27 protein-coding genes and 1 tRNA gene are annotated in these 26,264 nt (G+C 56.8%); 18 read left to right on the top strand and 10 right to left on the bottom strand.

The window, feature by feature from the left end; genetic code table 11:
- Positions 1-129: 129 nt before the first annotated feature.
- Both mltD and gloB read right to left on the bottom strand, forming a co-directional pair.
- The gene (gene mltD, locus CRO19_RS04860; RefSeq protein ID WP_097094848.1) at positions 130-1,503 is read right to left on the bottom strand and encodes a murein transglycosylase D; all 1,374 of its coding nucleotides are present in this window, start codon (positions 1,501-1,503) and stop codon (positions 130-132) included.
- Positions 1,504-1,574: 71 nt separating this feature from the next.
- The gene (gloB, locus tag CRO19_RS04855; RefSeq protein ID WP_097094847.1) at positions 1,575-2,330 is read right to left on the bottom strand and encodes a hydroxyacylglutathione hydrolase; all 756 of its coding nucleotides are present in this window, start codon (positions 2,328-2,330) and stop codon (positions 1,575-1,577) included.
- 40 nt (positions 2,331-2,370) lie between these two features.
- Here gloB and CRO19_RS04850 point away from each other — a divergent pair, with 40 nt between their 5' ends.
- The gene (locus CRO19_RS04850) at positions 2,371-3,105 is read left to right on the top strand and encodes a class I SAM-dependent methyltransferase (RefSeq protein WP_097094846.1); all 735 of its coding nucleotides are present in this window, start codon (positions 2,371-2,373) and stop codon (positions 3,103-3,105) included.
- Here CRO19_RS04850 and rnhA read toward each other — a convergent pair.
- A complete protein-coding gene (rnhA, locus tag CRO19_RS04845) occupies positions 3,090-3,557 on the bottom strand; it encodes a ribonuclease HI (RefSeq protein WP_007887210.1) in 468 nt (155 codons plus the stop codon). The genes CRO19_RS04850 and rnhA overlap by 16 nt on opposite strands.
- Before the next feature lie 53 nt (positions 3,558-3,610).
- Between rnhA and dnaQ the strand changes: the two genes are divergently transcribed.
- Positions 3,611-4,342 carry a DNA polymerase III subunit epsilon gene (dnaQ, locus tag CRO19_RS04840; RefSeq protein ID WP_097094845.1) on the top strand — a complete coding sequence of 244 codons (732 nt, stop codon included), beginning with the start codon at positions 3,611-3,613 and terminating at the stop codon, positions 4,340-4,342.
- A gap of 134 nt (positions 4,343-4,476) precedes the next feature.
- Positions 4,477-4,553, top strand: a tRNA-Asp gene (locus tag CRO19_RS04835).
- Positions 4,554-4,669: 116 nt separating this feature from the next.
- Here CRO19_RS04835 and CRO19_RS04830 read toward each other — a convergent pair.
- Positions 4,670-6,157 carry an NCS1 family nucleobase:cation symporter-1 gene (locus CRO19_RS04830; RefSeq protein WP_097094844.1) on the bottom strand — a complete coding sequence of 496 codons (1,488 nt, stop codon included), beginning with the start codon at positions 6,155-6,157 and terminating at the stop codon, positions 4,670-4,672.
- Positions 6,158-6,302: 145 nt separating this feature from the next.
- Here CRO19_RS04830 and CRO19_RS04825 point away from each other — a divergent pair, with 145 nt between their 5' ends.
- Genes CRO19_RS04825 through puuE form a run of 3 tightly spaced genes read left to right on the top strand, consistent with a single transcriptional unit; the run spans position 6,303 to position 8,748 of the window.
- A complete protein-coding gene (locus CRO19_RS04825; RefSeq protein WP_097094843.1) occupies positions 6,303-7,025 on the top strand; it encodes a GntR family transcriptional regulator in 723 nt (240 codons plus the stop codon).
- The gene (gene hpxA / locus CRO19_RS04820) at positions 7,022-7,753 is read left to right on the top strand and encodes an allantoin racemase (protein WP_097094842.1); all 732 of its coding nucleotides are present in this window, start codon (positions 7,022-7,024) and stop codon (positions 7,751-7,753) included. The genes CRO19_RS04825 and hpxA overlap by 4 nt, the downstream gene beginning before the upstream one ends.
- Before the next feature lie 35 nt (positions 7,754-7,788).
- Entirely contained in the window at positions 7,789-8,748 is a 960-nt protein-coding gene (puuE, locus tag CRO19_RS04815) for an allantoinase PuuE (protein WP_097094841.1), read from the top strand.
- A gap of 641 nt (positions 8,749-9,389) precedes the next feature.
- Here puuE and hpxZ read toward each other — a convergent pair.
- The 4 genes from hpxZ to CRO19_RS04795 are packed head-to-tail and all read right to left on the bottom strand — an operon-like array spanning position 9,390 to position 12,954.
- Positions 9,390-9,773: an oxalurate catabolism protein HpxZ gene (gene hpxZ, locus CRO19_RS04810; RefSeq protein WP_097094840.1), complete on the bottom strand. Its 384-nt coding sequence runs from the start codon at positions 9,771-9,773 to the stop codon at positions 9,390-9,392.
- Positions 9,774-9,775: 2 nt separating this feature from the next.
- Positions 9,776-11,173, bottom strand: a complete 1,398-nt coding sequence (locus tag CRO19_RS04805) for an AtzE family amidohydrolase (RefSeq protein ID WP_097094839.1) — start codon at positions 11,171-11,173, stop codon at positions 9,776-9,778.
- The gene (gene hpxX, locus CRO19_RS04800; protein ID WP_097094838.1) at positions 11,170-11,355 is read right to left on the bottom strand and encodes an oxalurate catabolism protein HpxX; all 186 of its coding nucleotides are present in this window, start codon (positions 11,353-11,355) and stop codon (positions 11,170-11,172) included. Before hpxX ends, CRO19_RS04805 begins: the two co-directional genes overlap by 4 nt.
- Before the next feature lie 12 nt (positions 11,356-11,367).
- Positions 11,368-12,954 (bottom strand): gamma-glutamyltransferase family protein, encoded by a 1,587-nt coding sequence (locus CRO19_RS04795; RefSeq protein ID WP_097094837.1) that lies wholly within the window; start codon positions 12,952-12,954, stop codon positions 11,368-11,370.
- Positions 12,955-13,250: 296 nt separating this feature from the next.
- On the opposite strand from CRO19_RS04795, the gene hpxU reads away from it, so the two are divergent.
- The 10 genes from hpxU to katG all read left to right on the top strand — a co-directional run bounded on the left by hpxU (position 13,251) and on the right by katG (position 22,877).
- The gene (gene hpxU / locus CRO19_RS04790) at positions 13,251-14,090 is read left to right on the top strand and encodes a MurR/RpiR family transcriptional regulator HpxU (protein ID WP_097097591.1); all 840 of its coding nucleotides are present in this window, start codon (positions 13,251-13,253) and stop codon (positions 14,088-14,090) included.
- 192 nt (positions 14,091-14,282) lie between these two features.
- Positions 14,283-15,068: a transporter substrate-binding domain-containing protein gene (locus CRO19_RS04785; protein WP_097094836.1), complete on the top strand. Its 786-nt coding sequence runs from the start codon at positions 14,283-14,285 to the stop codon at positions 15,066-15,068.
- A gap of 3 nt (positions 15,069-15,071) precedes the next feature.
- Positions 15,072-15,737, top strand: coding sequence for an amino acid ABC transporter permease (locus tag CRO19_RS04780; protein WP_061717544.1), 666 nt, complete (start codon positions 15,072-15,074; stop codon positions 15,735-15,737).
- Positions 15,737-16,393, top strand: a complete 657-nt coding sequence (locus CRO19_RS04775) for an amino acid ABC transporter permease (protein ID WP_097097590.1) — start codon at positions 15,737-15,739, stop codon at positions 16,391-16,393. The genes CRO19_RS04780 and CRO19_RS04775 overlap by 1 nt, the downstream gene beginning before the upstream one ends.
- Positions 16,374-17,105, top strand: a complete 732-nt coding sequence (locus CRO19_RS04770; RefSeq protein WP_064740345.1) for an amino acid ABC transporter ATP-binding protein — start codon at positions 16,374-16,376, stop codon at positions 17,103-17,105. The genes CRO19_RS04775 and CRO19_RS04770 overlap by 20 nt, the downstream gene beginning before the upstream one ends.
- A 21-nt stretch (positions 17,106-17,126) precedes the next feature.
- A complete protein-coding gene (locus CRO19_RS04765) occupies positions 17,127-18,362 on the top strand; it encodes a pyridoxal-phosphate-dependent aminotransferase family protein (protein WP_097094835.1) in 1,236 nt (411 codons plus the stop codon).
- Positions 18,359-19,618, top strand: coding sequence for an allantoate amidohydrolase (gene hpxK, locus CRO19_RS04760; RefSeq protein WP_097094834.1), 1,260 nt, complete (start codon positions 18,359-18,361; stop codon positions 19,616-19,618). The genes CRO19_RS04765 and hpxK overlap by 4 nt, the downstream gene beginning before the upstream one ends.
- A 10-nt stretch (positions 19,619-19,628) precedes the next feature.
- Positions 19,629-20,123 (top strand): 2-oxo-4-hydroxy-4-carboxy-5-ureidoimidazoline decarboxylase, encoded by a 495-nt coding sequence (uraD, locus tag CRO19_RS04755; RefSeq protein WP_097094833.1) that lies wholly within the window; start codon positions 19,629-19,631, stop codon positions 20,121-20,123.
- The gene (gene uraH / locus CRO19_RS04750) at positions 20,120-20,455 is read left to right on the top strand and encodes a hydroxyisourate hydrolase (RefSeq protein WP_097094832.1); all 336 of its coding nucleotides are present in this window, start codon (positions 20,120-20,122) and stop codon (positions 20,453-20,455) included. Before uraD ends, uraH begins: the two co-directional genes overlap by 4 nt.
- Positions 20,456-20,678: 223 nt before the next feature.
- Entirely contained in the window at positions 20,679-22,877 is a 2,199-nt protein-coding gene (katG, locus tag CRO19_RS04745; RefSeq protein WP_097094831.1) for a catalase/peroxidase HPI, read from the top strand.
- Positions 22,878-22,920: 43 nt separating this feature from the next.
- Here the strand turns inward: katG and CRO19_RS04740 are convergent, their stop codons facing one another.
- Positions 22,921-23,691, bottom strand: coding sequence for an amidohydrolase (locus CRO19_RS04740; protein WP_097094830.1), 771 nt, complete (start codon positions 23,689-23,691; stop codon positions 22,921-22,923).
- Complete coding sequence (locus CRO19_RS04735) at positions 23,679-24,824, bottom strand: pyridoxal phosphate-dependent aminotransferase (RefSeq protein WP_176519197.1); 1,146 nt, start codon at positions 24,822-24,824, stop codon at positions 23,679-23,681. Before CRO19_RS04735 ends, CRO19_RS04740 begins: the two co-directional genes overlap by 13 nt.
- Positions 24,825-24,969: 145 nt before the next feature.
- Here CRO19_RS04735 and CRO19_RS04730 point away from each other — a divergent pair, with 145 nt between their 5' ends.
- Positions 24,970-25,584: a methylthioribulose 1-phosphate dehydratase gene (locus CRO19_RS04730; protein ID WP_097094828.1), complete on the top strand. Its 615-nt coding sequence runs from the start codon at positions 24,970-24,972 to the stop codon at positions 25,582-25,584.
- Positions 25,581-26,264: an acireductone synthase gene (gene mtnC / locus CRO19_RS04725; RefSeq protein ID WP_097094827.1), complete on the top strand. Its 684-nt coding sequence runs from the start codon at positions 25,581-25,583 to the stop codon at positions 26,262-26,264. Before CRO19_RS04730 ends, mtnC begins: the two co-directional genes overlap by 4 nt.

The following is a 26,264-nucleotide window of genomic DNA, read 5'->3' as shown; positions in this document are numbered from 1 at the left end:
CTACAGCCGAAAATGGCCAAAACCGAGTACTGCTGATGAGTTAGCTAAAGGCTGGAGAGTCGGGGAAGTACACAATTTGGCAAAAGCTGAAAATGAAAAAGGCTGACAAAAGTCAGCCTTTTCGACGCATTAGGTATCAGGTGTTGCGCTATTCTTCACAAACAGCGTGAGCTTATCGCCCGGCTGGATGTCTTTAGCGTCACTGTTCCAGCGCATCACATCTTTGGTATTCACACCATGACGTTTTGCAATACTGGCAAAAGAATCACCCTTACGTACACGATAGGTGATGCTGTTGCCGTTATCAGCCAATTGCGTGGACGCTTTGCCGCTTACGGTCAATGTTTGACCCGTGCGAACTGAAGCGCTGCGCAAATTGTTCTGCTGTTTCAGTGTGCTGACGCTTACGCCAAGCTTGCTGGCAATGCCAGACAAGGTGTCGCCTTTGCGCACCGTGTAGCTATTTCCTGCCGCGCTGGCTTTCGCCATCTCGGTAGGCTGCACGGAAGCAATATCACCGGAAGCCAGTGAATCTCGCAGCTTAGCAACATTGGACTTTGGCACCATAATGTAGTGCGGTCCATTAGGCGCCGTCGCACCGTTTTTATAACCGGCATTGAATGTCTTCAGTTTACTGAGAGACATACCGGCCATATCTGCGGCTTGCGTCAGTTCCATCTGCTGTCCCACCTCTACGCGAGCTAACGCACGGCTCTCGTTCGGGGTCGGCAGTTTGATACCGTAACGCTTGTTGTTCTTGAGAATTTCACTCAAGGCCAACATTTTAGGTACATAGACCGTCGTTTCGCGTGGTAACGATAAATTCCAGAAGTCAGTCGGCTTGCCGCGCGCCTTATTCTGTTTCATCGCTTTCAGCACTCGTCCTTCACCGCTGTTGTAGGCGGCGATGGTCAGTAACCAGTCACCGTCAAACATACCGTTAAGACGCTGCATCATATCCAGCGCTACTTTGGTCGAGGCCACCACATCGCGGCGTCCGTCATACCATTGGTTCTGTTTCAAACCATAGTTTTTGCCCGTTTGTGCAACAATCTGCCAGATGCCGGCGGCATTGGAAGACGATGTTGCGTGTGGGTCAAAAGCGCTCTCCACTATGGGTAGCAGTACCAGTTCCATCGGCATTTTACGTTTCTGTATCTGCTCGACTATCCAGTACATGTACGGCTCTGCCCGTAATGTTACATCGTGGAGATAGCTCTTATTTTTTAAAAATTTTGTTTTTTGTTCGCGGATCCGGCTGTTTTCCGGAATCCCCATCTTCAACTCGTCACTAATGTGATTCCAGAGATCAGTATCTTCTGCGAGGCTTGTTCCATCATCCTGCCATCGCGGCGACAACAATCGATCTCCGTACTTTCCATTTTCACCTTGACCAGCTGAAGACAGACTCTGTGCATGCTGTACGGGGATATTGGCGTCATTCCTTGATGCCTGACATCCTACCAGCAAGACCGAGGCGAGTAATATCGCTTTAGCCTTCATGTGTGTGTCAATAGTTCGCTTAAAAGACGAGCAACTATACGTGACGGTCCGCCACAACACAACCTCAAAAATTAAAAGCGGTCTTTCTTCTCGCGTAGATCGGCGAAAGTTTGCCATAACGCCGACGATGAGACATTACCGCCTAAAGCCTGTTGTAAATCAGGATCTTGCGTGCGTAAAAATAAATTTATTTCTCGCTCAAGGGCCAGTTTTGTCGGTAAAGTAATGCGATTTTCTGCGCGTAAGTCCTTAATTTGCTGATACCTTGCTAAAATTTTCGGGTCATGAGGCAAAATTGCTGCTGCAAACTTCATATTGGATAAAGTGTATTCATGCGCACAGCAAATAAGAGTATCTTCAGGAAGCTGATTAAGCTTTTGAAATGAATCAAACATTTGTTCTGCAGTGCCTTCAAAAAGACGCCCGCAGCCACCAGAAAACATCGTGTCGCCACAGAAAAGATAAGGAGAACTGAAATATGAGATATGTCCTAAAGTGTGGCCGGGGGTGGCGATGACACAGAAGTTTAGCCCAAGCAGCGTAAATTCATCTCCTTCAGCCACAATACGTTTTGCACCTTTATCTGCCGTTTCCTGTGGGCCGAAAACCTCCAGATCGGGATAGTGCTGCAACAGCTCCTCCACGCCGCCAACATGATCGTGATGATGATGGGTCAATAAAATCGCGACCGGTTGCCACCGATTGGCCTTAATTTTATCCATTACCGGCTGTGCTTCGCCGGGATCGACAATCAGGCACTTGTTATCCTCGTCCGTCAGTGTCCAGATGTAGTTATCCTGCAATGCGGGAATGCTGGTAAGATTCATAAACACCTCTCAGGTCGTAGAAAAAGGAAAATGGTAGAGCATGAAGCCGGCTAAAACACGCCAAATCCTGACTGCACCGCGCTCCTGGCGCGATATGCCCATGGGAGATTATTTTCGCGATGCGCTCACGCAGCAACTGCAGCCCTACCTCGGAAAGCTGTATGGCTTTCATATGCTTAAAATTGGCAGTCTTAGCGCAGAAATCAATACGAGTCAGTGTGCCATATCGCACCAGGTGAATGTGGGCATTGAGGGCGATGAGTTGCAGGTTATCGCCAATAACACACAATTACCCTTTGAATCTAAATCGATTGATGCCTGCTTACTCGCGCACACGCTGGCCTGGAGTCAGGATCCACATCGTGTGTTGCGCGAGGTGGATCGGGTATTAATCGATGATGGCTGGATGATCATCAGCGGCTTCAATCCCTTCAGTTTACTCGGTATCAGTAAAGGCATTCCGGGCTTGCACTCGCGCGCGCCGTGGAGTGGACGCATGTTCAGTCAGGTTCGTCTGCTCGATTGGCTAAGCCTGCTCAATTATGAAGTAGTATATCGCACGCGTTTTCAGGTGGTGCCGTGGCATCGGCAAGGCGGCCGAGTGATTAGTGCGCATTTACCTGCGCTGGGCTGTCTGAATATTGTGGTGGCACGTAAGCGCACGTTCCCGCTAACGCCCACCAAAATGAAGAAGAGTCTGAGTCAAAGCCAACTGCGCCAAACCGTCAACGTGACGCGCCAGTTTCGTGAAGTGAAGGATCAGGACTCAACCTGATATCCAATATCATCCTGGGTTGGGTTGCCCGCCGCGCTGCGTGCTAATTCGTCGCAGCGTTCGTTTTCTGGATGACCGGCATGGCCTTTCACCCATTCCCACTTAATTTCATGATTGCTGAGCGCCAGATCGAGGCGTTTCCACAAATCGACATTCTTCACCGGCTTCTTATCGGCCGTTTTCCAGCCGCGCTTCTTCCAGTTATGGATCCAGCTGGTGATCCCCTGGCGTACATATTGGCTGTCGGTGCTGATTACCACGTCACACGGCTGCGTCAACGCTTCAAGCGCCACAATCGCCGCCATCAATTCCATGCGATTATTGGTCGTGAGACGATAGCCAGTGCTGAATAATTTTTCGTGTTCGCGATAGCGGAGAATGGCACCATAACCGCCGGGACCGGGATTGCCCAGGCAAGATCCATCGGTGAATATTTCTACCTGTTTGCGCATCTCTGGTAGACTTCCTTCTGACAAAACGCCAAGTCTGACATAAAACGAGTCCTATGAGCACTGCAAATAACCGCCAGATTGTCCTCGATACTGAAACCACCGGCATGAACATGATCGGTGTGCATTATGAAGGGCATCGCATCATTGAAATTGGTGCGGTTGAGGTGATCAACCGTCGCCTGACCGGCAACAACTTCCACATGTATCTGAAGCCCGATCGGCTGGTAGATCCCGAAGCTTTCGGCGTGCACGGCATTGCCGATGAGTTTCTCGCGGATAAGCCGCTGTTTGCAGATATTGCCGACGAATTCCTTGAGTACATTCGCGGCGCGGAGCTGGTGATCCATAACGCCTCGTTCGATATCGGTTTTATGGATTACGAATTCGGCATGCTGAAGCGGGATATCGGCAAAACCGAGACCTTCTGCCAGATCACCGATAGCCTGGCAATGGCGCGTAAGATGTATCCCGGCAAGCGCAACAGCCTTGATGCGTTGTGCAACCGTTATGAAATAGACAACAGTAAACGTACGCTGCACGGCGCACTGCTCGATGCCGAGATTTTGGCAGAAGTGTTCCTGATGATGACCGGTGGCCAAACCTCACTCTCGTTTTCACTGGACGGTGAGCAGAACAATCAGGGCTCCGGTGAAAGTATTCAGCGCATTGTGCGCCCGAGTTCGGGCTTGCGCGTGGTGAGCGCCAGTGATGAAGAGATCGTTGCGCATGAAGGTCGTCTGGATTTAGTGCAGAAGAAGGGCGGCAGCTGCCTGTGGCGCGCGTAAAACGGTTGGTTTTGCACGCATAATCGACGTTAAGCTGAAAAAAGCGGCAAACGAAACATTCCCACAGAAAAAGCGTTGACGGGTGTGGAAGCTGCTATTAATATGCGCCTCGTTCTCGACGGGGAACAAAGCGCGGAGCGGTAGTTCAGTTGGTTAGAATACCTGCCTGTCACGCAGGGGGTCGCGGGTTCGAGCCCCGTCCGTTCCGCCAATCTATTTAAAGAAGCCGATGCAGAAATGCATCGGCTTTTTGCTTTTCCTGGCTGACATAAATGCCAGCCCTACACATCCAGCGTAGGGTCGCCATTCATGGCGACCAGCACACAATTAATCTTTCTGCACCGCCACGTGATACGTCGCCACAGATTCTTCACGGTCAGCGCGCGCCAGCCAGCGGTAGCAGCCGGCGCCCAACGCCACGCCGATAAACCAGCTAAAGTTCGCCACTGCATGCAGTGAGGGAATAAAGCTAATCACTAAACCGATGCCCACCGACGGCAGCAGCGCAGCAATTGCTTTCGGGTTGAAGCCGCCGCGATACCAGTAACGTCCTTTCGGCGTGTCATCAAACAGATCGTCAACGTACACTTTGCTGCGTTTAATCAGGTAGAAATCAGCAATCAAAATTCCGAACAGCGGTCCAATGAACGCGCCCAGTACATCCAACGTATAGTGAATCAATTCTGGTGACTGAAACAGGTTCCACGGCGTCAGCAACACCGAGCCGACGGCGGCAATCATGCCACCGGTACGGAAGCTAATTTTCTGCGGCGAACAGTTAGAGAAATCGAACGCGGGCGAAACAAAGTTGGCCACGATATTAATGCCGATGGTGGCGATAATCATGGTCAGCAGACCAATCGCTACCGCCACGTCGTTACCCACCATGCTCACGGTCTCAATCGGATCGGTGATCATTCTGCCAAACAGCGATTGCGTGCCGGAAACAATGACCACGGTGACAATCGAGAACAGCAGGAAGTTGAACGGCAAGCCCCAGCGGTTACCGCGACGAATTTCACCCATACTTTTGCCGTAGCGCGAGAAGTCACCAAAGTTGAGCAGCGGACCGGAGAAGTAAGATACCACCAGCGCGGTAGCGGTGATCATCTGCCAGGTTTGCTCGCCGGTGCTCAACTGTTTGCTGGCCAGCGTAAAGGAGATGCCGTCAAAACCGGTTTTGTATACAATCCAGCCGGCCAGAGCCACCATCACTACGTATACCGCTGGACCCGCGACATCGATAAAGCGTTTAATGGCGCTCATCCCATGCCAGAACACCATTGCCTGCAGTAACCACATCACGCCGAAACAGCACCAGCCAAGCTGCGATAAGCCGAGCCAGCTGCTTTGCGTCATGCTGCTAAGCGTCGGGAAGAACTTCAGCAGCACCAGCATTAACGCGTTGGCCGCCAGATAAGTCTGGATGCCATACCACGCAAAGGCGATTAGCCCGCGAATGATGGCCGGGATGTTGGCACCGAATACGCCAAACGCCTGACGCGAAATCACCGCGTACGGCACGCCCGCCATCTGGCTTGGTTTGGCCACCAGATTGGCACACAGCTGCACGATGCAGATGCCCACTAACAAACACAGCAGAACCTGCCAGCTCGCCAGGCCTAAGGTAAAGAAGCTGGCGGCAACGACATAGCCGCCCATGCTATGCACATCCGACATCCAGAATGAAAAGATGTTGTACCACGACCAGTTCTGATCGCGCGTTGGCGCCAGATCGTCATTGCACAGGCGCGGACTGTATTGCGCGTTGGCTTCAGAGGCCACCCGCGAGGTCACTTCAGAATGTTTTGGCATGAAACCTGCTCCTCTCAACATCATGGAAAAATAATCACAGCGTGAAACGGTATTGCAGGATCCAGGCCAGAATTGATTTCTTGTATACAAAAAATTAATTTCACGTATACGATGTGCAGCACACAGGCACTTACCGGAGCAGGTAATGAAGAGTGAAACAGGCCAGAAAACGGCTGCCGATCTGACCGATCGCGATGAACCCATCTACCAGGCGCTTCTCACCGCCATCGTTGAACATCAACTGCCGCCGGGCAGTAAATTGCCGGAAGAAGCCTTATCAGAAGTATTTGGCGTGAGCCGCACCGGCATTCGTAAAGTGCTGCAACGCCTCGCCGCGGTGCAAATGATCACCTTGTCGCCCAGACGTGGTGCACAAGTAGCGACGCCGGGCGTGGATGAAGCACGCGATATCTTCACCACCCGTAGTTTATTGGAGTGTGCAAATCTGCCGGCGGTGCTGAGCCATGTGCAGCAACCGCATTTGGCCGCGCTGGCCGATCTGATTGAGTCCGAACAGCAGGCGCACCAGCAGCACGATGGTGCCGCCGCGATCCGCTTATCCGCCGCCTTCCATATTCAGCTGCAGGCGATTTCCGGTAATGCAGTGCTTACCGATATGGTGACGCGTTTAACGCAGCGCTCGTCGCTGGTGATCGCCGCTTACGGCGCGCCGTGGCAGCGCGGCTGCCGTTGCGATCATCACGATCGGCTCGTGGATCTGCTACGAAAAAAAGATCTGCCGGCGTTAACCGCCGCTCTGCAGCACCACTTTGAGCACATTGTTAGCAGTCTGCACTTTGAGCGCAGCGGCGAAACGTTACCCGATTTCTCCCGGTTATTTGCCGGTAACAAAGGAGCGGCATCATGAGCCTGATCCAGGTGATCAATCCCAATACCAGCCTGGCGATGACGGAAACCATTGGCGCCGCCGCCCGCGCGGTCGCCGCACCGGGCACCGAGATTCTGGCGGTATGTCCAGACCACGGCGTGCCGTCGATTGAAGGGCATTTTGATGAAGCCATTGCGGCGATTGGCGTGCTGGAGCAGGTGAAGCGCGGTAAAGAGCAGGGGGTTAGCGGCCATATTATTGCCTGCTTTGGCGATCCGGGATTACTGGCGGCGCGCGAACTGGCGAGCGGACCGGTGATCGGCATCGCAGAAGCGGCGATGCACACTGCCACGCTGGTGGCAACGCGCTTCTCAATCGTCACCACCTTGCCGCGCACGCTGGTAATTGCCCGCCATTTGCTGCAGCAATACGGTTTTACCCACCATTGCGCTGCGCTGCACGCCATCGATCTGCCGGTGCTGGCGCTGGAGGACGGTAGCGGTGTGGCGCAGGAGAAGGTGCGTCAGCGCTGCATTCAGGCGAAACGTGAAGATGGCAGCGGTGCGATTGTCTTAGGCTGCGGCGGCATGGCATCGCTGGCGCAAGAGTTAACCAAAGAGCTTGGATTGCCGGTGATCGACGGCGTAAGCGCCGCGGTGAAAATGGTGGAGTCGCTGGTGGCGCTAGGCTTCGGCACCAGTAAGCATGGCGATCTCGATTATCCGCTCGAAAAACCGCTCAGCGGGGCATTTCAGCACCTAAACTAAGTGCTGGTTGAGGACTGACGACAGGAACTTGCAGAATGAATGATGTATCTGAAAAGAAAGAGTACAGCTTCAACAAGAACTATCCACGCGATCTGATCGGCTATGCCGGCAACCCACCGCATGCGCAGTGGCCAGGCAAGGCGCGGGTGGCGGTGCAGTTTGTCCTCAACTACGAAGAGGGTGCCGAGAATAACGTGCTGCACGGCGATGCCGGTTCCGAGCAGTTTCTTTCCGATATTATCGGTGCGGCCAGCTACGCCGATCGTCATATGTCGATGGATTCGCTGTATGAATATGGCTCACGCGCCGGTTTCTGGCGCATCCATAATGAATTTCAAAAGCGCGGTTTGCCGTTAACGGTGTTTGGCGTGGCGATGGCGCTGGCGCGTCATCCGGAAATCGTCAACGCGATTAAAGCGGCAGATTACGATGTAGTCAGCCATGGCTGGCGCTGGATCCACTATCAGTCGATGGACGCGAAAACCGAGCGCCAGCATATGCAGCAGGCGGTTGATGTGTTAACCGATCTGTTTGGCAAAGCGCCGACCGGCTGGTACACCGGCCGCGACAGCCCGAACACGCGTCGCTTAGTGGTCGAGCAGGGCGGATTCAGCTACGACAGCGATTACTACGGCGACGACCTGCCATTCTGGACGCAGGTCACCTGTCAGGACGGCACGGTAAAACCGCATCTGATCATTCCCTACACGCTGGAGTGCAACGACATGCGCTTCGCCTCGCCGCAGGGCTTCAACACCGCAGAGCAGTTCTTCACCTACCTGCGTGACACCTTTGATGTGCTGTATGAAGAGGGCGAAACCGCGCCGAAGATGATGTCGATTGGCATGCACTGTCGCCTGCTGGGGCGTCCGGGGAAATTCCGCGGACTGCAGCGCTTCCTCGATCATATTCAGCAGCATGAGGATGTATGGGTGTGTACGAGGCAGCAAATTGCCGACCATTGGATTAAGACGCATCCCGCGCCGGATGCTTGATGGGCGCTGGCGGACTGCCAGACCGCTTTTTAAAAGCCTTTAAGGGCTTTTCAAGGTCAAGGTTAACTTCAAGGTCAACGGCGGTTTCGATTGTCCTGCGGACAACCGACCCAGGGGAGGCAGTCGCCCCTCCCCTGGGGACCCGGTCTCTTTGTCGGCAGAATTGCCGCTGCGCGGTCCCCTCACTTCAGGTGAATTCCTGACGGACCGGCTGCGATTCGCTCCTGCTCAGCGCAGCCTCTCGCCGCCGTCCTGGCGGCTCATCCTGGAATCCCCCCTCCGTTCGGCAATTCTGACGACACTCCCCCAGCTGCCAAACCTCTGCCCTAAAAAGAGATCGTGTAGCGATAGAATTTTTTGATTTTATTAGAGATAGTGCAGCGGGGGTGTTGAGTCGGCATCACTCTCGCCGAGGAGAAGCCTGCTTCCAGGATGAGCCGCCAGGACGGCGGCGAAAGGGCCTGCTGAGCCAGGATGGCGAATCAGGGCCGGTCCGTCAGGAAGTGGGATTTGACGAGGGAACCCGCGTAGCGGGCGAGAGTGCTGCCGAAAAGCCCGGGTTCCCAGGGGAGGGGCGACTGCCTCCCCTGGGTCGGTCGGCTGAAAGCCGATCGAAACCGCCCTTGACCTGGCAGCACAGGTCAGCTCATCAAGCTGACCTGTGCTGCAACAATCCGCCACCCTTCCGGCATCCGGACCCACGTCTGTTGTTGACGCCCAATCTGCTCCACGCCCGCGCGCGTAAACTCAGTACTGCACACCGCATAATCATCACCAAAGGTAGTGATCACCGTATTGCGCAGCGTACGATCCAGGCCTTTTGACGGGCGCGCGGCGCGAAACGCGCGGATCTCGTCAATGCCATATAAATTCTCACCCGCACCCAGGCGCACGGTGCGTGGGTCGTGCCAGAACAGCTCATCCAGCACCGCGATGTCATTGCTAATCAGCGCTTGCTCGTAGCGATAAAAGGCGGCGGTGACGTCGGCGAGTACCGCCGGGCGGTCGATATCTTCAGGTGTCATCTTCAGGCGTCCATTAAGGTGGTTTGTGGCAGCGTCAGCCCCTGCTGTTGCAGCGCCCAGGCGGCGCGCAGTGCCAGATGTTCTTTAAACGGTGCGGCGATCAATTGCAAACCAATTGGCAAGCCGCTGGCGGTGTGCAGCGGTACGGTGCACACCGGTAAGCCGAGGAAGGAGATCGGCTGGGTGAGCATGCCCATGCTGGCGCGCGTCGGCAAATCCTGGCCGTTGATGTGAATGGTTTCCTGGCCGATGGTAGTGGCGGTGCACGGCGTGGCAGGCGCAATCAGCACGTCGAACTGCTCAAACAGCGGTAGCACCTGCTGCTGGAAGTGACGGCGGAAACGCTGTGCCTGTACATACCACGCCGAGGGCAGCATCGCGCCAGCCAGCAAGCGTTCACGCGAATTAGGCTCGAACTGCTCCGGCTGGCTACGCAGCGCAGGTAAATAGTGATTGCCACCTTCGGCGGCGGTCATGATAAAGGCCGCCGAACGCGCGATTTCAGCATTGGGTAAGCTGACTTCCTCCACGGCATTTAACGCTTTGGCGACCACTGCCACAGCGGCGCGCGCTTCATCGCTGCACCAGGTTGAGAAGAAACCACCGAGCACTGCGCTGCGCACGCCTTCTGCGCCGTGGCGCAGTAAATCGCTGACCGGCGCAACCGGCTGTGCGGCCTGGAAGGCATCGCTGGCATCCGCCCCTTGCAGAGTGTCATACACCAGGCTCAAATCTTCCACCGACCGGGCAAACGGGCCGATGTGATCGAGACTGGCGACAAACGGATGGCTGCCGCTGCGCGACAGGCGACCAAAAGTGGGTTTTAAACCGAAGATGCCGCACAGCGAAGCGGGCACGCGGATCGAACCGTTAGTGTCGGTGCCGAGTGAAAAGTGCACCAAACCCGCTGCAACCGCCGCCGCCGAACCGCCGGACGAGCCGCCCGCCACGCGGGTTAGATCTCGTGGGTTGTGCGTCGCGCCATAATGGGTGTTTTCGGTGGTAAAGCCGTAAGCGTAGGCATCCATATTCAACATACCGGAGAGCAGCGCGCCGGACTGACGCAGTTTGCTCACCGCCCAGGCATCTTCGCGTGCCGCGGCGCGATCGCTGAACAGGCTGGCACCGGCTAAAGTGCTGTGTCCAGCGACATCAAACAGGTTCTTTACCGCATACGGAATGCCGGCCAACGGCGCTAATGTCTCGCCGCGCTGGCGTTGCCGATCGAGTTGCTCGGCTTCACGCAGCATGCGTTGGCCGGTCACTTCGGTCCAGGCGTTGAGCGCCGGGTTATGTTGCTCAATCGCTGCCAGCGTCGTTTGTGCGATCTCGCGGGCGCTAATTTCACCCAGGCTGAGCGCCTGATGCAGGGCGTTAATCGATAATGACGACAGTTTCATGGATGGAACACTCCCGCCACTTCCAGGCGATCGTCGAGCGGCAGCGCCATCAGCGGCTCGGCCATCGCGGCGATGCGATTAAATTGCGTCAGCAATTCGGCACGGCGCGCATCGTCCAGCTCCAGCGCCAGAATCTGCTCCATTTGGGCGATATAGGAGGCCCAGTCCGGTTGTGAACTCATCAATAATCTCCGTTAGAAACCGGCGGCGCTGCCGTTGCTGCGCGGATCGAACGCGCCTTCCAGCATGCCGTTGTTATGTCGAACGATGGCACCCGCATGGCCGACCACTTCACTGAAGTCAGGCAGCAGTTCCACCTCATGGCCGAGCGCGCGCAGCTGCTGCACCGTTTCCGGCGCGATGCGGGCTTCAAGCTTGAGTGAATCCGATGATTGTCCCCAGGTGCGGCCCAGCAGCCAGCGCGGCGCGCTCACTGCCTGTTGCAACGGCTGCCCCTGAATCACATGGCGCGTGAAAATCGCCGCCTGGGTTTGCGGCTGGCCGTCGCCGCCCATTGAGCCATACACCATGGTGCGGCCATCTTTAAGACGCGCGGCGGCAGGATTGAGCGTGTGGAACGGCTGTTTGCCCGGCTGCAGCGCCAGCAGATGGTCGGGCTGCAGGCTGAACGCAGCGCCACGGTTTTGCCAGGTGATGCCGGTGCCGGGCAATACCACGCCGCTGCCGAATTCGTGGTAGATGCTCTGGATAAAGGAGACCGCCAGCCCGCTGCTGTCCATCACGCCCATCCACACCGTGTCGCCGGGTCCGCGTCCGGTGCCCCACGACGCGGCTTGCCGGTCGTCTACCTGTGCCGCCAGCGTGCTGAGATGTTCGGCGTCCAACAGGCTCTGCACATCAATGTCGATGTGGCGCGGATCGGTGATGTGCTGGTCGCGCAGCGCGAAGGCTTTTTTGGTGGCTTCAACGATGCGGTGCACGGTTTGTGCCTCATCGGCGTCTGCCATAGCGAGCCGATCGGTAATGCCGAGGATCGCCAGCGACACCAAACCCTGGGTCGGCGGCGTCATGTTCCAGATATCGCCTTCGCTGTGTGCCAGATGCAGTGGCGTGCAGCGCCGCGCTTGGTGGGTTTGCAAATCTTCCAGGGTGATCGGCATCCCAAGTGCGGTCATTTCGCGCGCCAGATGGTGCGCCAGTTCGCCGCGATAAAAACTCTCCAGCCCGTGATCGCACAACATGCTCAGCGTATTGGCCAGCGCCGGTTGGGTGAAGCGGCTGCCTGCGGCGGGCACGCTGCCGTCCGGTAAGTAAGTGGCGGCAAAACCGGGCTGATGCTGCAGCTCATGCTGCTTAGCGGCGGTGGCGGCGGCTTGCGAAGCGGTGACCGGAATCCCGTCGGCGGCATAGCGAATCGCATCGCGCAGCAGGCGAGTTAACGGCAGCTGCGCGGCACCGAGTTCCTGCGCCAGCGTTAAGGCTTCCTGCCAGCCGCTCACGGTGCCGGCAACGGTTAATGCCGCTTTCGGCCCGCGATGCGGAATATGGGTTTCGCCGTGATAGAAATCGACATGCGCCAGCGAACCGGCCGCCCCGCTGGCGTCAATGGCGATGGGATCGCCGTTAGGTGGCACCACCAACCAGAAACCGTCGCCGCCCAAACCGTTCATGTGCGGATAAACCACGGCGATGGTGGCGGCCGCAGCCACCATCGCTTCAATTGCGCTGCCGCCTTCACGCAGCACCGCTAACGCGCTTTCGCTGGCAAGATGATGCGGCGTAACGGCCATGCCTAACGGCGCCATATTGCTCTGTATCATAGTGAACTCTTTCTCTGTAATTACTTGTAGGGTGCATCTGACAGGGGTCGCCATAAATGGCGACCCTACAACAGCACGGTGCAGGTTTTGTAGGGTGCGCATTTATGCGCACCTGGCCGCTGTTCGCCACGAATGCGACCCTACAACAGCACGGTGCAGGTTTTGTAGGGTGCGCATTTATGCGCACCTGGCAGATCCTGCATAAACCTAAGCAAGAGCTGTTCCAGTTTTGCTCGGACATCAATCTGGATCGATTTATGCTAGCTTGTGATGAAACAAAAGTTACAGGACCGATGATGAAACAACTTGATGAACGACTTCGTAGTCACTATCCGCAACTGTCGCCGCAGGAGCAGCGCATTGCCGACTTCGTATTTGACCATTTTGATGACCTGATCAGCTACAACAGCGCCGAGCTGGCGCGATTGAGCGGTGTCTCAAAGGCCACGGTCAGTCGTTTATTCAAGCGTCTCGGTTACGAAAAATACAAGGACATGCGCGATGAGCTGCGCATCCTGCGCCAGAGCGGCATGCCGCTCACCGACAATCGCGATGCGGTGCAGGGCAACACCTTACTGTCGCGCCACTACAAGCAAGAAATGGCGAATCTGACGCAGTGGGTCAACAGCATCGATCCGCAGCAGTTCGGTGAGGTGATTGCGGCGCTGGGCGTGGCTAAACGGGTGTTTATCATCGGCATGCGCAATGCGTATCCGGTGGCGCTGCATCTGCGTCAGCAGCTGATGCAGGCGCGTCCACAGGTGCATGTCCTGCCGCAGCCGGGCCAGACGCTGGGCGAAGAGCTGGTGGACATCACGCCGGAGGACATTGTAGTGGTGATGGCGTTTCGCCGCCGCCCGCGCATAATTCGTCCGCTGATGCAGCAGCTGCAGCAGAGCAACATTCCGGTGCTGGCGCTGTGTGAGCCGCAGGCGCAGGGGATTATTACGCTGGCGCGCTGGCAGCTTTGTGCGCCGCTCGACAGCGTTTCCGCTTTTGATAGCTACGCCTCCGCCATGAGTCTGATTAACCTGCTGGCCAACGCTTTGCTGCATGAAATGTTGTCGCAGGGCCGTCAGCGCATCCATCAAATTGCCGATCTTTATCAGCATCTCGACGAGCTGGAACACCGTTAACGGGCGCCATTGTGGTGCATTGCACTGTTTTTGATCGTTAATTTCAACGGGCGCGATGCCCGTTTTTGCTGCCTTCAACGCGGTAAATTCCCGTTTTTTCCCCTTTCTTCTCCCAGCACTGCGGTTGGCACATTAGTTGCAGAATGATTCATCAAGAATCTTTTGTTTCACGTAAACTCACCGGGGTGCATAATGAAAAAAGTATTATTAGCGGTAGCGGGCGCGGCATTGCTGATGGCGCAGGTCGGGAGTGCGATGGCCGATCAGCTGCAGGATATCCAAAAGCGCGGCGTGATCCGCGTAGCGGTTCCGCAGGACTTCCCGCCGTTCGGTTCTGTAGGTACAGATCTGCAACCGCAGGGCTACGATATCGACATGGCGAAGTATCTCGCCAAACAGATGAAACTGAAGTTGCAGCTGGTGCCCGTTTCCAGTGCTAACCGCGTGCCGTATCTGCAGACCGATAAAGTCGATCTGGTGATCTCCAGCATGGGTAAAAACGCCGAGCGTGAAAAAGTGATCGATTTCACCCGCGCTTACGCGCCATTCTTCCTCGGCGTATTTGGTCCGAAAGGCGAAACGCTGAAAGATGCGGCAGCGCTGAGCGGTAAATCGATCGGCGTCACGCGCGGTGCAGTGGAAGATATGGTGTTAAGCGATATCGCCCCGAAAGAGGCGCAGGTGAAGCGTTATGAAGATAACAACACCACGCTGTCGGCCTACCTTTCCGGACAAGTGCAGTACGTGGCGACGGGCAACCTGGTGGTGGCGGCGATTGCGCGCCAGAACGCCGAAAAAGCGCCGGTTGCCCAGTTTATGCTGAAAGATTCACCGTGCTACATCGGCCTGAAAAAAGATGAGCCGGCGCTGAAAGAGAAAGTGAATGCGCTGATTGAGCAGGGCATCAAAGACGGCACGCTGAACAAGCTGTCGGAAGAGTGGCTGAAAGCGCCGCTGCCAGCGAACCTCGGCGCATAAAGTATGGCGCAACTTAACTTCGCCGATCTCTGGCCGCACTGGCCAGAGTTGCTGGCCGGACTGTGGGTCACGATTCAGATCACCGTGCTCGCCACCGTGGGCGGTGTCAGCCTCGGTATTCTCGGCGCGGCGCTGCGCAGCGGCAAACCGAGCTGGGCGAGCCGCATCTGGGGCCTGTACGTCGAGCTGATTCGTAATACGCCGTTTGTGGTCCAGCTGTTTTTCATCGTCTTTGGGTTGCCCAATCTGGGTCTGAAACTGACGGCGGGTGAAGCCGCGCTGCTGGCGATGTTGATTAACCTTGGCGCGTACAGCACCGAAATTATTCGCGCCGGCATTCAGGTGACGCCGCGCGGGCAGTGGGAAGCGGGGCGCGTGCTGGGATTGACCCGCACGCAAACCTTTATCCGCGTGGTGCTGCCGCCGTCGCTGCAGCGTATTTATCCGGCGCTGGTCAGCCAATGCATCATTGTGATGCTCGGCTCGTCGGTGGTGTCGCAGGTGTCGTACGAAGAGTTGACCTTCGCCGCCAACCTGATTCAGTCGCGCACCTTTTTGAGTTTTGAAGTCTATTTCGTGACCACGCTGATCTATCTGGCGTTGTCGATTGCCATGCGCCAACTGCTGCTGGCGCTGGGACGTAAATGGTTGGGAGCGCAGCCGGCATGATGACGCAATTTACCGACTGGGACATCCTGCGCAACCTGCTGCTGGCAGCGCGCTGGACAATTTTACTTTCGCTGGTGGCGTTTTTTGGCGGCACGCTGGTGACCTTGCCGCTGCTGTTTATGCGCCTGCTGAAACGTAAATGGCCGATGCGCCTGGTGCGCGCCTACACCGAGCTGTTTCAGGGCACGCCGCTGCTGATGCAGCTGTTCCTCGCCTTCTTCGGCGTCGGCTTGTTCGGCATCGACGTGGCGCCCTGGACCGCCGCCTCGCTGGCCTTAACGCTCTACACCAGCGCGTTTCTGGTGGATATCTGGTACGGCAGCATTCGCGCACTGCCAAAAGGGCAGTGGGAAGCGTCGCGCTGTCTCGGCCTGACCTTTGGTCAAACGCTGTTTCGCGTGGTCGCGCCGCAGGCGATTCGTATCGCCATCGCGCCTACGGTTGGGTTTGCCGTGCAGGTGATTAAAGGCACCGCGCTGGCCTCGATTATCGGTTTCGTCGAGCTGACCAAAGCCGGCACCATTTTGAATAACGTGACGTATGAGCCGTTCAAGGTGTTTGGCCTGGTGGCGCTCGGTTACTTCCTGATGTGTTATCCGCTGTCGCGTTACAGCCAGTACCTGGAGAAAAAATTCAATGCCGCTCATCACCATTAATCAGGTACAGAAGTACTACGGCGATAATCACGTGCTGAAAGGGGTCGATCTCGATGTCGATCACGGCGAAGTGATCTCGATTATTGGCCGCAGCGGATCGGGCAAAAGTACCTTGCTGCGCTGCATGAATGGGCTGGAAGGCTATCAGGACGGCAGCATCAAACTGGGCGGCATGACCATTACCGATCGCGAATCGCAGGCGCGGGAAATCAGCCGTTCGGTCGGCATGGTATTCCAGAACTTCAATCTGTTCCCGCACATGACGGCGCTGGAAAACGTAATGCTGGCACCGCGCCGCGTGCTGAAGAAAAGCGAAGCCGAATGCCGCGCGCTGGCCACGCAGATGCTGGAAAAAGTCGGCCTTGGTGAGCGCATCAATTACTACCCGGCCAATCTGTCTGGCGGCCAGCAGCAGCGCGTGGCGATCGCCCGTGCACTGGCGATGCAGCCGAAAGTTTTACTCTGTGATGAGATCACCTCAGCGCTCGATCCCGAGCTGGTGGGCGAAGTGCTGAAAGTGCTGGAGCAGCTGGCCGCCGAAGGCATGACGCTGATTCTCGTCACCCATGAAATGAACTTCGCCCGCGACGTGGGCGATCGCGTGGTCTTTATGCATCAGGGGCGCGTCTGGGAGCAGGGCGACAGCAAAACGCTGTTCGCCAATCCGCAAACCGCGGAGCTAAAGCAGTTTATTTCCACGGTCCGCCTCTAGGTTTTCATTAAGGAATACAACATGGATATCAGCCAATTTTCGCAAATCAATCCACCACAGCGTCTGCTGATGGGACCGGGCCCGATCAATGCCGATCCGCGCGTGCTGCGCGCCATGTCGAGCCAGCTGATTGGTCAGTACGATCCGGCGATGACGCACTACATGAACGAAGTGATGGCGCTGTACCGTGGCGTATTTCGCACTGAAAACCGCTGGACGATGCTGATCGACGGCACCTCGCGCGCCGGAATCGAAGCGATCCTGCTGTCGGCGATCCGTCCAGGCGACAAAGTACTGGTGCCGGTATTTGGCCGTTTTGGTCACCTGCTGTGTGAAATTGCCCGTCGCTGCCGCGCGGAAGTACATACCATTGAAGTGCCGTGGGGCGAAGTGTTTACCCCGGATCAGATTGAAGATGCGATCAAAAAGGTGCAGCCGCGCCTGCTGCTGACGGTGCAGGGCGACACCTCCACCACCATGCTGCAGCCGCTGGAAGAACTGGGCGCGATTTGCCAGAAATATGGCGTGCTTTTTTATACTGATGCCACCGCCTCGCTCGGCGGTAACGCGCTGGAAACCGATGCGTGGGGCCTTGATGCGGTCTCCGCTGGCATGCAGAAATGCCTTGGCGGACCGTCCGGCACTTCGCCGATCACCCTCAGTCCGCAGATGGAAGCGGTGATCCGCAGGCGTAAGTGCGTGGAAGAGGGCATTCGCACTGCCGATCATCAGGATGGCGACGACGAGATGATCTACTCCAACTATTTCGATCTCGGCATGATCATGGATTACTGGGGACCGGAACGCCTTAATCACCACACCGAAGCCACCACCGCGCTGTTTGGCGCACGAGAATGTGCGCGGCTGATGATGCAGGAAGGAGTAGATAACGGCATCGCGCGCCATAAGCTGCACGGCGATGCGCTGCTGAAAGGCATTCAGGGCATGGGCCTGGAAACCTTCGGCGATCTTAAACACAAAATGAATAACGTGCTCGGCGTGGTGATCCCGCAGGGCGTGAATGGCGATCGGGTACGTAAACTGGTGCTGGAAGATTTCGGCATCGAAATCGGCACTTCGTTTGGGCCGCTGCACGGCAAAGTCTGGCGCATCGGCACTATGGGCTACAACGCGCGCAAAGATTGCGTGATGCAAACCCTGAGCGCGCTGGAAGCGGTGCTGAATCACGTGGGTTACCGCACCACGCAAGGCGCCGCGCTGCAGGCGGCGTGGGATCTCTACGGGAGCCGCGCATGACACAAAGCCTGATGAGCGCCAGCGAGGCACAATCTGCCGCCGCGCGCGTCATGGCGCGCTGTGACACGTTAGCGGCGATCAGTGAAAGCGAAGAGGGGCTGACGCGCGTTTATCTGTCGCCGGAACAGCTGCGCGCTAACGCACGCGTGGCTGAGTGGATGCAGGCTGCGGGCATGACGACGTGGCAGGATGCGGTGGGCAACATCTGTGGCCGCTATGAAGCGGCACAGCCGGGCGCGCAGGCGCTGCTGCTCGGTTCGCATCTGGATACGGTGCGCAATGCCGGTCGCTATGACGGCATGCTCGGCGTGTTAAGCGCTATCGAAACCGTACAGTGGCTGCACGATCGTCAACAGCGTTTGCCGCTGGCGATTGAGATTGTCGGCTTTGGCGATGAAGAGGGCACGCGTTTCGGCATTACGCTGCTCGGCAGCCGTGGCATTACCGGCAGCTGGCCCGAAAGTTGGGTCACGCATCCGGATGGCAACGGCATCACCGTGGCGGAAGCGATGCAGGATGTCGGTTTCGATGCGGCAAAAATTTTCGACGCGGCGCGCGAGGTGAATGACATCGCGGCCTATCTGGAATTGCATATTGAACAGGGGCCGTGTCTCGAGCAGGAAGATTTGGCGCTCGGCGTAGTTACCGCGATTAACGGCGCGCGTCGTCTGAACTGCAGTTTTGTTGGCGAAGCGGGCCACGCCGGCACCGTGCCGATGACGCATCGCAAAGATGCGCTGGCCGCCGCTGCCGAATGGATGGTGTTTATTGAACACACCACGCAGCAGCAGGATCCGCAGCTGGTGGCGACGGTCGGCACGCTAAGCTGCTTGCCGGGCGCGGTTAACGTGATTCCCGGTGAAGTACAGCTTTCGCTCGATGTGCGCGGTCCGCAGGATGAGCCGCTGGAGCGCTTGCTCTCGACGCTGCTGACTCAGGCGCAGGCGATTGCGCTGCGTCGCGGCTTAACCTTCAGTGCCAACGAGTATTACCACATTGCCGCCACCGCCTGTGATGCGCGCTTGCAGCAGGCGCTGAGCCATGCGGTGGAAACCGTGCAGGGGCGCAGCCTGTCGCTGCCAAGCGGCGCGGGTCATGATGCGATTGCTATCGCCGAGCGCTGGCCGGTGGGGATGCTGTTTGTGCGCAATCATCGCGGTATTAGCCATCATCCGGCGGAATCGGTGCAGGCTGACGATGTGGCGCTCGGCGTACAGGCCTATCTGCAAGCAGTTTGCGATATCGCCCGCGTATAAAGGAACAAATATGGATTTGGTCAGCTTTAATCAGTTGCCACCCGAAGCTGCACAGGCGGCGATTGCACACTGCGTGGCGATTCCGGCCTGGCAACAGGCGCTGGTGGCAGCGCGACCTTTTGCCGACATGGCGGCGCTGCAGGCAACCGCCGATCGTCTGGCACAGCTGTGGCAGGCTGATGAGTTGAGTCAGGCGCTGAGCGCCCATCCGCGCATTGGTGATAAGGTGGCGGGGGCAGATAAAGATGCAGCGCTGTCGCGCAAGGAGCAGTCAGCGATGCAGCAGGCTAGCGGCGCACTGCAGCTGGCGATGCTGGCGGGCAATCAAACCTACGAGCAGCGTTTTGGTCGGGTATTCCTGATTCGCGCCACAGGGCGCAGCGGCGAGGAGATGCTGGCGGAATTACAGCGCCGGCTGAACAATGATGCGGAGAGTGAACAGCGTGAAGCGCTGGCGCAGCTGCGCGAAATCACCCTATTACGCCTGAAGGAGAGCATCAGATGAGCACCATTACTACCCACATTTTGGATACCGCGCTGGGAAAACCAGCGATTGGCGTGGCAGTTTCGCTCGAGCAAAACAGCCCGGAAGGCTGGCTGCCGCTGGTGGAAGGCGAAACCGACAGCGACGGGCGCATCAAAGATTTAACGCCCGAGCCGCTCGCGCCCGGTCATTATCGTTTGACGGCAGAGATCGGCGATTATTTTGCAGGTGCTGGACGTGATGCGTTGTATGTGAGTGCGCAGATCGATTTCGTGATTGGCGCGACGGGCAGCCACTATCATCTGCCGTTTCTGATTTCGCCGTGGTCGTGGTCGACGTACCGCGGTAGTTGATCCGCGCTGTAGTACGCCTGGTGCGCATCAATGCGCACCCTACAAAAACCGTCGGGTCGCCATTCATGGCGACCAATTGTATAAATGCGCACTGCATCACACGGCTGCGCTTGAAAGCCAGTAACTATCAAAACCTTCGGTTCATCCAAATATATTCTTGGCTCAAGTGCGGCTAATCTTAGTCGCATTAAAGAAAGCAATGTGAAGCCAATGGAGCCGAAAAATGAGCACGCACGACAATAACGATAATGCAGCAGCCTCAGGTAAATGCCCCTTTCATCACGGGGCTTCAGAAGAGAAGAGCGTATTAGCACGCGGCGCCGGTAGTGGGACATCTAACCGCGATTGGTGGCCCAATATGCTGCGTGTCGATCTGTTAAACCAGCACTCCAACCGTTCCAACCCACTCAGTGATACCTTCAACTACCGCGACGAATTCAGCAAACTTGATTACTCCGCATTAAAAGCCGACATCCGCGCCATTCTCACCGATTCGCAATCCTGGTGGCCAGCCGACTGGGGCAGCTATATCGGGCTGTTCATTCGCATGGCGTGGCACAGCGCGGGCACCTATCGCACCATCGATGGTCGCGGCGGTTCAGGGCGTGGGCAGCAGCGTTTTGCCCCGCTTAACTCGTGGCCGGATAACGTCAGCCTTGATAAAGCGCGTCGTCTGCTGTGGCCGGTGAAACAAAAATACGGTCAGAAAATTTCCTGGGCCGATCTCTACATTCTGGCGGGTAACGTCTCGCTGGAAAACGCCGGCTTCCGCACCTTCGGCTTTGGTGCCGGTCGTGAAGACGTGTGGGAACCGGATATGGATGTGGATTGGGGCCACGAAACCGAATGGCTGGCACATCGCCATCCCGAAGCGCTGGCTAACGCTCCGCTGGGCGCGACTGAAATGGGTCTGATCTACGTTAACCCGGAAGGTCCGGAAGCCAGCGGCGATCCGAAATCCGCCGCACCGGCCATTCGCGCCACCTTCGGCAACATGGGCATGAACGATGAAGAGATCGTCGCGCTGATCGCCGGTGGTCATACGTTGGGTAAAACCCACGGCGCGGCTGCGGCCAGCCATGTGGGTGTCGATCCGGAAGCCTCACCGATTGAAGCGCAGGGCCTTGGCTGGAGCAGCAGCTACGGCAGCGGCGTGGGTAAAGATGCCATTACTTCTGGCCTGGAAGTGGTGTGGACACAAACGCCAACGCAGTGGAGCAACTACTTCTTCGAAAACCTGTTCAAATACGAGTGGGTACAGACGCACAGCCCAGCAGGCGCGATTCAGTTCGAAGCGGTGGATGCCGAAGCGATTATCCCGGATCCGTTTGATCCCGAGAAAAAACGCAAACCGACTATGCTGGTTACCGATCTGACGCTGCGTTTTGATGAAGAGTTCGGCAAGATCTCGCGCCGCTTCCTCAACGATCCGCAGGCGTTTAACGAAGCCTTTGCTCGCGCCTGGTTCAAACTGACGCACCGTGATATGGGGCCGAAAGCGCGTTACATCGGTCCGGAAGTGCCGAAAGAAGATCTGATCTGGCAGGATCCGTTACCGCAGGCCATTCATCAGCCAACGCCGGCGGATATTAGCGATATCAAAGCGCGTATTGCGGCGTCAGGTTTGAGCGTAAGCCAGCTGGTTTCTGCCGCCTGGGCTTCGGCATCAACCTTCCGCGGTGGTGACAAACGCGGCGGTGCAAACGGTGCGCGTCTGGCACTGGCTCCGCAAAACGGTTGGGCGGTCAACGCCAGCGTTATTAGTGATGTACTGCCGATCCTGCAGAAGATTCAGCAGGAATCGGGCAAAGCTTCACTCGCTGACGTGATTGTGCTGGCGGGCAGCGTCGGTATCGAGCTGGCTGCAGCTGCGGCGGGTGTGGCGACACAAGTTCCGTTTACGCCAGGCCGCGTTGATGCGCGTCAGGATCAAACCGATATCGAGTCGTTCAACTTCCTGCAGCCGCTGGCGGATGGCTTCCGTAACTATCGCCGCATCGCCAAAGGTTCTTCGACGGAAACGTTGCTACTGGATAAAGCGCAGCAGCTGACGCTGAGTGCGCCAGAGCTGACGGCATTGATTGGCGGTTTGCGCGTGTTAGGGACTAACTTTGACGGCGGCCAGCATGGCGTATTCACCGATCGCGTTGGCGTGCTGAGCAACGACTTCTTCGTTAATCTGCTCGACATGCGTACCGCATGGAAAGCTACCGATGAGAGCGAGGAGCTATTTGAAGGTCGCGATCGTCTGACGGGAGAAGTGAAGTTCAGCGCCACACGTGCCGACTTGGTGTTTGGTTCGAACGCTATTTTGCGCGCCCTGGCAGAAGTTTACGCCAGCAGCGATGCGAAGCAGAAATTCGTGGCCGACTTCATCGCTGCCTGGACGAAAGTGATGAATCTGGATCGGTTCGAGCTGTAATTCAATAAACCAAAATAAACCCCCGGCTAGCCGGGGTTTTTTATTACTTCAACATATAAGCATCCGCATCGCGCCACGCCGGGAAGCGTTCGCGGTAGGCTTGTAGCTCTTCCAGTGACAGCTCAGCGTCGAGGCGTGCACGTGCAAAAGGCTCACCGCTCGCCAGAATCTCACCCTGTGGCGAAATAATCCGGCTATCGCCGCTGTATTGATGCTGATTGCCATCGCTGCCAACGCGGTTGCAGCCGGCGACGTAAGCCTGGTTCTCAATCGCACGCGCCAGCAGCAGTGATTGCCAATGCAGCGCACGCGGCGCTGGCCAGTTGGCGACATACAGTGCCAGATCGTAATCATTATGATTGCGCGAAAATACCGGAAAGCGCAGGTCGTAACATATTTGCGGCAGAATGCGCCAGCCGCGCCATTCAAACACTTCGCGCGTTTCACCCGCCACATAGTGCTGATGTTCATTGGCCATGCGGAACAGATGGCGTTTGTCATATTGATGCAGCGTGCCGTTGGGTTCCACCAGCAGGAAACGGTTAACCGCGCCTTTCGCCGTCTGAATTGCTGCGCTACCGCCGACTAAAGCATTGCTGGTTTGCGCGTGTGCGTGCAGCCACGCCACCACGTCATCCTGCGGCAGCGAGCCTTCGGCGGCTTCCATGGCAAAGCCGGTGGTAAACATCTCTGGCAGCAGAATGATGTCGCGGCCTTCAATACCTTTCAGTACGCCATCAAAATGGTGCAAATTAGCCGCGCCATCCATCCAGCTCAGCGTTTCCTGCAGAACGGTAATTTTTAAAGCTGACATAAGCGCTCCGCAGCGGCGTCGAGCGTCGCTTCCTGTTTGGCAAAGCACAGGCGAATCAGCTTGTGCGAGAAAGGATCGGCGCAGAACACCGAAAGGGGGATGGCCGCCACGCCGACCTCTTTGGTCAGCAGCTGGCAGAAACTCACGTCATCCAGATCGGAAATGGCGCTGTAATCCACCAGCAGGAAGTAGGTGCCTTCACACGGTAACACCTTAAACCGGCTGCCTGCGAGTGCCGCGATCAGCCGATCGCGGCGGCCTCGGTAGAACGCTGACAGCTCACGATAGTGTTCGGGTTCCTGGCGCAGCATATCGGCAATCGCCAACTGCGCTGGCGTGTTGACTGAAAACGTCAAATACTGATGCACCTTGCGGATTTCGGCGCTGATCGCGGCTGGTGCGATGCAATAACCCACTTTCCAGCCGGTCATATGGAAGGTTTTACCAAATGACGACACGGCAATCGCGCGCTGACGCAGGTCGGCATGCGCTAATACGCTGGCGTGACCTTCATCGGCAAAGCAGATGTGTTCATAGACTTCATCGCTCAGCACATAAATTTCCTGCTCTGCAATCGCCTGCCACAGTTCGGCATAATCGCTTTTATGCCATACGGTGGCGGAAGGGTTGTGCGGCGTATTCAGAATCACTAAGCGGGTTTTGGCGCTTAGCAGCGTGCGGAATTCAGACCAATCAACGCGAAATTCTGGCGGCTGCAGCGCGATGCGTTTTAACACGCCGCCGGCGAGCTGAACAGCAGGTGCATAGCTGTCATAGCTGGGATCGAAGCAGATCACTTCATCGCCCTGGCGTACCAGCGCGGTGATCGCGGCGTAGAGCGCTTCGGTAGCGCCGGCGGTCACGGTAATGTCGCTGTTAACGTCGGGCGTGTGGCCATAAAGTTCGGCGGTTTTCTCTACGATGGCTTGACGGAGTGGCAGCGCGCCGATCATCGGTGCATATTGGTTCGCGCCCTGGCTAACGTGATAAGCCAAACGTTCTTGCAGATAGCGTGGACCGTCGAAGTCGGGAAAGCCCTGCGAAAGATTGATAGCGTTGTGCTGCTGCGCTAACGCGCTCATTTGCGTAAAAATGGTGGTGCCGAGCGCCGGTAATTTGCTCTCGGGGATCAGGTTGGGCTGCGTCATTATTTGTGGCCTTAAGCGCGAATGTCGTTGCGGAGAAACCCTGTGTTGCTGCCACTATAAACAGGATGTTAATATTTGGCAATCGAGACGCTTAGACGTCTAAACTAACCTGCGGAGCCTGTATATCGCTATGACGGATTTTCTCCCACTGGAGCATTTAGTGGCCGCCTGCCACTGGATTGGTGGCAAAGGCTGGGCACCCGCCACCGGCGGTAATATGTCGGTGCGGCAGGACGCAGAATATTGTCTGCTGAGCGCGTCAGGGAAAGATAAAGGCAGCCTGACGCGTGATGATTTTATTCAGGTAGAGATTGCGAATAACGCCGTGCCATCCGGGCGCACGCCATCGGCGGAAACCGGTTTGCATACCTTGATTTATCGCCTTTTCCCCCAGGCTGGCGCGGTATTGCATACTCACACCGTCAACTCCACCGTGCTGTCGCGCGTTGAGCAGGGAGATGCGCTGCGGTTAAGTGGCTATGAAATGCAGAAAACGCTGGCCGGCCAGCAGACGCACCTTAATACCATTGCCATTCCTTTATTCGATAACGATCAGGATATTGACGCGCTGGCACAGCGTATTGCCGCCTTTGCAGCAAACACCCCGCTGCAATATGGCTTTTTGCTGCGCGGCCACGGCTTGACCTGCTGGGGCAAAGATGTGAATGAAGCGCGCCGCCACCTGGAAGGGCTGGAATTCCTGTTTGAATGTGAACTGCAACGTCGCCTGCTGGAGGCTAAATGATCCGCGCCATTGTTACCGATATTGAAGGCACCACCAGCGATATCCAGTTCGTGCACAGCGTTTTGTTCCCCTATGCCCGCCAGCATTTGGCCGCCTTTGTGCGCGAGAAGCATGCAGATGAAGACGTGGCTGCCGCACTAAACGCGGTGCGTGACGAAGCGGGCACACCGCAGGCCACGCTTGATCAGCTGATTACCACGCTGATGGGTTATATCGATGAAGATCGCAAGTCGCCGGGCCTCAAGGCATTGCAGGGGATGATCTGGCGCGCGGGTTATGTTGACGGCCAGTTTACCGGCCACCTTTATCCCGATGTGCTGCCGGCGTTTGAACGCTGGCAGCAGCAAGGTATTAGCCTGTATGTTTATTCCTCCGGATCGATCGCCGCGCAAAAACTGTTATTTGGCTACAGCGATGAAGGTGATTTAACCTCGCTGTTTAGCGGCTATTTTGATACCGGCGTTGGCGCGAAACGTGAAACGCAATCGTATCGCACTATCGCCGAAAAAATCGGCCACGCGCCGGGTTCGTTGTTGTTCCTGTCGGACATCCATCAGGAACTCGACGCGGCGGCGGAAGCGGGCTGGCACACGGTGCAGTTAATTCGTGGCGAGGCGGATAACGCCAGTCGTCATCACCAGGTAAATGATTTTTCCCAGATTAAACCGGAGTCGATTTAA

It is taken from the genome of Candidatus Pantoea floridensis, from assembly GCF_900215435.1.
In the GTDB taxonomy this organism is placed as follows: Bacteria; Pseudomonadota; Gammaproteobacteria; order Enterobacterales; family Enterobacteriaceae; genus Pantoea; species Pantoea floridensis.
Note: the sequence above shows the minus strand (reverse complement) of the source record. Positions and strands in the feature narration are given on the sequence as shown.

Bases quoted from the DNA above. Each gene is read 5' to 3' on its own strand.
- CRO19_RS04785 (WP_097094836.1), top strand. From the start codon at position 14,283: ATGAAAAAAGTATTATTAGCGGTAGCGGGCGCGGCATTGCTGATGGCG.
- hpxA (WP_097094842.1), top strand. From the start codon at position 7,022: ATGAGCCTGATCCAGGTGATCAATCCCAATACCAGCCTGGCGATGACG.
- CRO19_RS04765 (WP_097094835.1), top strand. From the start codon at position 17,127: ATGGATATCAGCCAATTTTCGCAAATCAATCCACCACAGCGTCTGCTG.
- hpxU (WP_097097591.1), top strand. From the start codon at position 13,251: ATGAAACAACTTGATGAACGACTTCGTAGTCACTATCCGCAACTGTCG.
- CRO19_RS04730 (WP_097094828.1), top strand. From the start codon at position 24,970: ATGACGGATTTTCTCCCACTGGAGCATTTAGTGGCCGCCTGCCACTGG.
- CRO19_RS04830 (WP_097094844.1), bottom strand. From the start codon at position 6,157: ATGCCAAAACATTCTGAAGTGACCTCGCGGGTGGCCTCTGAAGCCAAC.
- hpxX (WP_097094838.1), bottom strand. From the start codon at position 11,355: ATGAGTTCACAACCGGACTGGGCCTCCTATATCGCCCAAATGGAGCAG.
- CRO19_RS04805 (WP_097094839.1), bottom strand. From the start codon at position 11,173: ATGAAACTGTCGTCATTATCGATTAACGCCCTGCATCAGGCGCTCAGC.
- puuE (WP_097094841.1), top strand. From the start codon at position 7,789: ATGAATGATGTATCTGAAAAGAAAGAGTACAGCTTCAACAAGAACTAT.
- mtnC (WP_097094827.1), top strand. From the start codon at position 25,581: ATGATCCGCGCCATTGTTACCGATATTGAAGGCACCACCAGCGATATC.
- CRO19_RS04775 (WP_097097590.1), top strand. From the start codon at position 15,737: ATGACGCAATTTACCGACTGGGACATCCTGCGCAACCTGCTGCTGGCA.
- hpxK (WP_097094834.1), top strand. From the start codon at position 18,359: ATGACACAAAGCCTGATGAGCGCCAGCGAGGCACAATCTGCCGCCGCG.
- dnaQ (WP_097094845.1), top strand. From the start codon at position 3,611: ATGAGCACTGCAAATAACCGCCAGATTGTCCTCGATACTGAAACCACC.
- mltD (WP_097094848.1), bottom strand. From the start codon at position 1,503: ATGAAGGCTAAAGCGATATTACTCGCCTCGGTCTTGCTGGTAGGATGT.
- CRO19_RS04825 (WP_097094843.1), top strand. From the start codon at position 6,303: ATGAAGAGTGAAACAGGCCAGAAAACGGCTGCCGATCTGACCGATCGC.
- CRO19_RS04795 (WP_097094837.1), bottom strand. From the start codon at position 12,954: ATGATACAGAGCAATATGGCGCCGTTAGGCATGGCCGTTACGCCGCAT.
- gloB (WP_097094847.1), bottom strand. From the start codon at position 2,330: ATGAATCTTACCAGCATTCCCGCATTGCAGGATAACTACATCTGGACA.
- CRO19_RS04770 (WP_064740345.1), top strand. From the start codon at position 16,374: ATGCCGCTCATCACCATTAATCAGGTACAGAAGTACTACGGCGATAAT.
- CRO19_RS04740 (WP_097094830.1), bottom strand. From the start codon at position 23,691: ATGTCAGCTTTAAAAATTACCGTTCTGCAGGAAACGCTGAGCTGGATG.
- CRO19_RS04850 (WP_097094846.1), top strand. From the start codon at position 2,371: ATGAAGCCGGCTAAAACACGCCAAATCCTGACTGCACCGCGCTCCTGG.
- katG (WP_097094831.1), top strand. From the start codon at position 20,679: ATGAGCACGCACGACAATAACGATAATGCAGCAGCCTCAGGTAAATGC.
- rnhA (WP_007887210.1), bottom strand. From the start codon at position 3,557: ATGCGCAAACAGGTAGAAATATTCACCGATGGATCTTGCCTGGGCAAT.
- uraH (WP_097094832.1), top strand. From the start codon at position 20,120: ATGAGCACCATTACTACCCACATTTTGGATACCGCGCTGGGAAAACCA.
- CRO19_RS04780 (WP_061717544.1), top strand. From the start codon at position 15,072: ATGGCGCAACTTAACTTCGCCGATCTCTGGCCGCACTGGCCAGAGTTG.
- hpxZ (WP_097094840.1), bottom strand. From the start codon at position 9,773: ATGACACCTGAAGATATCGACCGCCCGGCGGTACTCGCCGACGTCACC.
- uraD (WP_097094833.1), top strand. From the start codon at position 19,629: ATGGATTTGGTCAGCTTTAATCAGTTGCCACCCGAAGCTGCACAGGCG.